The sequence below is a fragment of the Photorhabdus viridis genome (assembly GCF_040256935.1).
In the GTDB taxonomy this organism is placed as follows: Bacteria; Pseudomonadota; Gammaproteobacteria; order Enterobacterales; family Enterobacteriaceae; genus Photorhabdus; species Photorhabdus viridis.
The window spans coordinates 1-5,213 of record NZ_JBEJZY010000093.1; the positions used below are offsets into that span (position 1 = coordinate 1).

The window sequence follows — 5,213 nt, forward strand, 5'->3', positions numbered from 1 at the left end:
CGCTGTATCTTTGATACCCACGATTTCAACTTCTTCACCCACTTTTACGATACCGCGCTCTACACGACCGGTAACTACAGTACCACGGCCTGAAATAGAGAATACGTCTTCAATTGGCAGCAGGAATGGCTGGTCAATAGCACGCTCTGGTTCTGGGATGTAGCTGTCTAGAGCTTCTGCCAGTTCGATGATTTTTGCTTCCCACTCTGCATCACCTTCCAGTGCTTTCAGAGCAGAACCACGGATTACTGGCGTGTCGTCGCCTGGGAAATCGTACTGAGACAGCAGCTCGCGCACTTCCATCTCAACCAGTTCCAGCAGCTCTTCGTCGTCTACCATGTCACATTTGTTCAGGAACACGATGATGTAAGGAACGCCTACCTGGCGGCCTAACAGGATGTGCTCACGCGTCTGTGGCATTGGACCGTCTGTTGCGGCAACTACCAGGATCGCGCCGTCCATCTGGGCAGCGCCGGTGATCATGTTTTTCACGTAGTCGGCGTGGCCTGGGCAGTCAACGTGTGCATAGTGACGGCTTGGGGTATCGTATTCTACGTGAGAAGTAGAGATGGTGATACCACGCGCTTTTTCTTCCGGCGCGTTATCGATCTGGTCGAATGCACGAGCGTTACCACCGTAGGTTTTAGCCAGTACAGTAGTGATAGCAGCAGTCAGGGTAGTTTTACCATGGTCAACGTGGCCGATAGTACCAACGTTAACGTGCGGTTTTTTACGTTCAAACTTTTCTTTAGACATTAGATTGTCCCTCTAAGACACGGAATCGGTAGTTTCACCACATCAACCAAGCTGTTGCTTGTTGAATATTGCTTACAGGACGAAAACCAGGAGACAAGAACATAAGGAAGTGGTGCTGATAGGCAGATTCGAACTGCCGACCTCACCCTTACCAAGGGTGTGCTCTACCAACTGAGCTATATCAGCACATCTTGGAGCGGGCAGCGGGAATCGAACCCGCATCATCAGCTTGGAAGGCTGAGGTAATAGCCATTATACGATGCCCGCATTGAACTCGGCTACCTGACTTTAATCAGCTGTACATGTATCTCAATGTGCTTTGCTTGGAGTAGCTACTCGAGCAGAACACTCAAGACTAAATCTGAATGTTTGGTGGTGGGGGAAGGATTCGAACCTTCGAAGTCTGTGACGGCAGATTTACAGTCTGCTCCCTTTGGCCGCTCGGGAACCCCACCCTATCCAAATTTTTAATGGTGCCGGCACCAAGAGTCGAACTCGGGACCTACTGATTACAAGTCAGTTGCTCTACCAACTGAGCTATGCCGGCATCAAGTGCTGCGCATTCTAGGCAGTGTGAACACTCTATGCAACAAAAAAATTGCCTCAACCTGATCATTCGGTCATAAAATACTCATTCTTATCTAATCAGCTGCTTTTTTCAATAGATTCAGATCAAATAACAAACAAAAAATTATTTATAACTATTAAGGAACTGATTATAATCTTCTATGAAACTCGATAAATTACTTCATTTGCCGTCAGTTAAATTTCCATTATTAAACAAACAACCTAAGCTAGCAGTAAGTAAAGCAACTCAATTTTTTACAATTCTGCATTTCTTATCAAAAAAAACCGCCAAAAATACAAAAAAGCCTACGCCTGTTGCTCCTCAGTCGATATGATGCGATTTATTTTTTGTCGGGTGCAGGTTGTTTATTACAACCTGTTCAACCTGCACAAACAGGCAGATGTTGGTTTATGAATAAAAAAGAACCTTTTTTGGCTACTCCATATTTGCAATTCAATCGTGAACAATGGGCAACCTTACGTGATTCAGTTCCACTGACATTAACAAAAGAAGAATTAATTGATTTAAAAGGGATCAATGAAGAAATTTCTTTAGAAGAAGTTGTTGAGATTTACCTTCCTTTATCTCGTTTGCTTAATTTTTATATCAGCTCAAATTTACGTCGCCAAGCAGTGCTCGAACAATTCCTAGGCACTGATGGACAAAAGATCCCTTATGTCATAGGCATTGCTGGCAGTGTTGCTGTTGGCAAAAGTACTACCGCACGTCTATTACAAGCACTACTGAGTCGTTGGCCTGAACACAGAAGTGTAGAATTAATTACTACAGATGGCTTTCTACATTCTAACAGCGTGCTAAATGAACGTGGATTGATGAAAAAGAAAGGGTTCCCACAATCATATGATATGCATGGCCTAGTAAAATTTGTATCTGATATTAAATCAGGCTCCAAACAAGTATCTGCACCAGTTTACTCTCACCTTACCTACGATATCGTACCAAATGAACAAAAGTTCATTGAACAACCAGATATTTTGATTCTGGAAGGTCTTAATGTATTACAAAGCGGTATGGATTATCCCCATGACCCGCACCATGTATTTGTCTCTGATTTTGTCGACTTCTCTATCTACGTCGATGCACCAGAAAAATTACTCCAAAGCTGGTATATCAGTCGGTTCCTAAAATTTCGTCAGGGTGCCTTTTCAGATCCAGATTCTTATTTCCACAGTTATTCCAAGTTATCAGAAGAAGAGGCCATAAGCATTGCATCTGATATCTGGCAAGAGATCAATGGCTTAAACTTGCAACAAAATATTCTACCAACGCGAGAACGAGCAAGCCTAATCATGACAAAAGGCACAAATCACACTATTGAAAGCGTAAGGTTACGTAAGTAAAAATAGTTTCCGAACCCGGAAGATATCTCTCTTCCGGTTGTTCTCAACAACCTCTCAAAGAAATCTCACCACCGATATATGGCGTGATTACACCATTCTGATCAAGTAACAAAGCACCTTGCTGATTAATACCTCTGACTATGCCATAGACTTCCTGACTACCAATAATTAATTTTACTGGTCTATTCATAAAATTATCCAATTCAAACCACCGAGAGACAAATGAAGACAAACCTTCATTTTCAAACTGCATCAAAGCTTTCCTCAGATCAAGTATTATTTCTACAGCCAATTTATTACGATCAATTTCAATTCCAGTCTGCTGTAAATTAACCCATTGCTGATTAATAGATCCTTCGTCCTTATGATCCATCGCAATATTTATACCTGCACCAATCACAACCTGAGCAGCATCACCAGTTTTTCCTATTAATTCAACTAAAATTCCGGCTAACTTTTTGTCATCAAGATATAAATCATTTGGCCATTTTACCCTAATTCTATCAGCGCCAAATCGATGCAATACTTCAGCAATAACAATACCGACAACCAGACTCAATCCGATTGCCGCAGCTGGTCCTTGTTCAAGACGCCAATACATAGATAAGTAAAGATTCTTACCAAAGGGCGAAATCCATTTCCGTCCACGCCTCCCTCTACCAGCATACTGGTATTCTGCAACACAGGCATCCCCTGACTTTAACTCAGATAAACGTTCAAGTAGATACTGATTAGTCGAATCAATAACTGGCAAAACAGCTATACGATCCTGGGGTAAATATTGCAAAATAGTGCATTCATCAAGTAACTGCATAGGTGCCATGAGGCTATAACCTTTGCCAGGAACAGTTTCCAGTTCAATTCCCCATTCACGAATTGTCTGTATATGCTTATTAATTCCAGCCCTACTCATCCCTAAATCTTGCCCCAGTTGCTGGCCAGAATGGACTTCACCATCAGACAAAATTTTAATCAATTGTAATGGTACGGTTATATCTTTCATGAAATACATTCCACAGCATCAATTTCGCCTTTAGAACCAATAAAACGCACCTCAGGTTCAAGTAATACACCAAACTTACTTATCACTTGCTGACGAATATAGGCAGCCAATGCGATTATATCCTTACCTGTCGCATTTCCCTGATTTATCAATACTAGAGCTTGCCTGAGATGCACAGATGCACCACCGATGCGATAACCTTTTAAATTACACTGTTCAATGAGCCAACCTGCCGCTAATTTGAACATCCCATTAGCATGAGGATACTGGGGGCTATCTGGGTAACTTTCTTTAATTTTTACCGCAACTTCCGCACTGACAATTGGATTTTTAAAAAAACTCCCTGCGTTTCCTGTTATTGCAGGATTAGGTAATTTACTAGTGCGCATTGTACATACTGAATCAAAGATCTGCTGAGGAGTTACACTACCTCTCGACAATCTAGTCAAATCACCATAACTCAACATCGGCTGCCAATTCTTCTTCAACAGCAAGCCTACAGAGACAATAAAATAATTTTCTTGATATTTATGCTTGAAAACACTATCTCGATACCCAAACCGGCATTCATCAACACTAAGACGCGTTTGTTCTCCAGTTTCCAGATTCAGGACATCTACGTACTCACATACATCTCTAAATTCAATACCATATGCGCCAATATTTTGAATCGGCGCCGCACCAGCACAACCTGGAATTAACGCCAGATTCTCTAACCCATAAATCTGATTTTTAAGAGAATAACAGACTAATTCGTGCCAATTTTCTCCCGCTCCTACATGTAGATGCCATGATTCATCAGTTTCCTGGTATTGAATCCCCATGATTCTATTCAGAATCACAGCTCCTTCAAAATCTTTAGTAAATAAGACATTACTACCCCCACCAAGCAGCAGTACAGGTTGTTTTTGGCTTTTGGCTTTCTGCCATAAAGCTAATAAAGATTCAGCAGACTCAGCTATATCTAAACATTTAGCACGGGCAGATAACCCAAAAGTATTAAACTCTTTAAGGGAAAGCATTTACTCAATACTCAATAAAGCTATTTAATAAGTAGTTTATCAGCCTATAGACATGGAAAACAGTTGGAAAACAAAGTTAGTTTTTTCTCTAAATGCAAAAAGGCCACCCTTTTGGGTGGCCTTTTCGTCTTAAAATAAAGTCTGGCAGTTCCCTACTCTCACATGGGGAGGCCCCACACTACCATCGGCGCTACGGCGTTTCACTGCTGAGTTCGGCATGGGGTCAGGTGGGACCACCGCGCTATCGCCGCCAGACAAATTCTTTATATATTATCATGGTGCTGATACCCAGATTCGAACTGGGGACCTCACCCTTACCAAGGGTGTGCTCTACCAACTGAGCCATATCAGCAATAGTGGCTCGCAATCAATATATTAACGCAAACCCCAAAAAATTAAAGCCTGGCAGTTCCCTACTCTCACATGGGGAGACCCCACACTACCATCGGCGCTACGGCGTTTCACTGCTGAGTTCGGCATGGGGTCAGGTGGGACCACCGCGC

General features: G+C 42.3%; 4 protein-coding genes, 5 tRNA genes and 2 rRNA genes. 1 reads left to right on the plus strand and 10 read right to left on the minus strand.

Features of this window, described 5'->3' with window-relative positions; translation table 11 throughout:
• The 5 genes from ABR397_RS21715 to ABR397_RS21735 form a co-directional block, all read right to left on the minus strand.
• The coding region (locus ABR397_RS21715) for an elongation factor Tu (protein WP_350307535.1) at window positions 1-756 on the minus strand (756 nt) is incomplete at its 3' end.
• A 110-nt stretch (window positions 757-866) separates the two neighbouring features.
• Window positions 867-942 (minus strand) — tRNA-Thr (locus ABR397_RS21720).
• Between the two features lie 6 nt (window positions 943-948).
• Window positions 949-1,023 (minus strand) — tRNA-Gly (locus ABR397_RS21725).
• A gap of 103 nt (window positions 1,024-1,126) precedes the next feature.
• Window positions 1,127-1,211, minus strand: a tRNA-Tyr gene (locus tag ABR397_RS21730).
• A gap of 16 nt (window positions 1,212-1,227) precedes the next feature.
• Window positions 1,228-1,303: transfer RNA gene (locus ABR397_RS21735), tRNA-Thr, on the minus strand.
• Between the two features lie 431 nt (window positions 1,304-1,734).
• Here ABR397_RS21735 and coaA point away from each other — a divergent pair.
• Window positions 1,735-2,685, plus strand: coding sequence for a type I pantothenate kinase (gene coaA, locus ABR397_RS21740; protein WP_350307536.1), 951 nt, complete (start codon window positions 1,735-1,737; stop codon window positions 2,683-2,685).
• A 43-nt stretch (window positions 2,686-2,728) separates the two neighbouring features.
• On the opposite strand, the gene birA is transcribed toward coaA, so the two are convergent.
• The 5 genes from birA to rrf (ABR397_RS21765) form a co-directional block, all read right to left on the minus strand.
• Complete coding sequence (birA, locus tag ABR397_RS21745; protein ID WP_350307537.1) at window positions 2,729-3,688, minus strand: bifunctional biotin--[acetyl-CoA-carboxylase] ligase/biotin operon repressor BirA; 960 nt, start codon at window positions 3,686-3,688, stop codon at window positions 2,729-2,731.
• Window positions 3,685-4,710, minus strand: a complete 1,026-nt coding sequence (gene murB / locus ABR397_RS21750; protein WP_350307538.1) for a UDP-N-acetylmuramate dehydrogenase — start codon at window positions 4,708-4,710, stop codon at window positions 3,685-3,687. Before murB ends, birA begins: the two co-directional genes overlap by 4 nt.
• Window positions 4,711-4,849: 139 nt before the next feature.
• Window positions 4,850-4,965: ribosomal RNA gene (gene rrf, locus ABR397_RS21755) — 5S ribosomal RNA — on the minus strand.
• Window positions 4,966-4,986: 21 nt separating this feature from the next.
• Window positions 4,987-5,062, minus strand: a tRNA-Thr gene (locus ABR397_RS21760).
• 48 nt (window positions 5,063-5,110) lie between these two features.
• Window positions 5,111-5,213: ribosomal RNA gene (gene rrf, locus ABR397_RS21765) — 5S ribosomal RNA — on the minus strand; the annotation flags it as partial.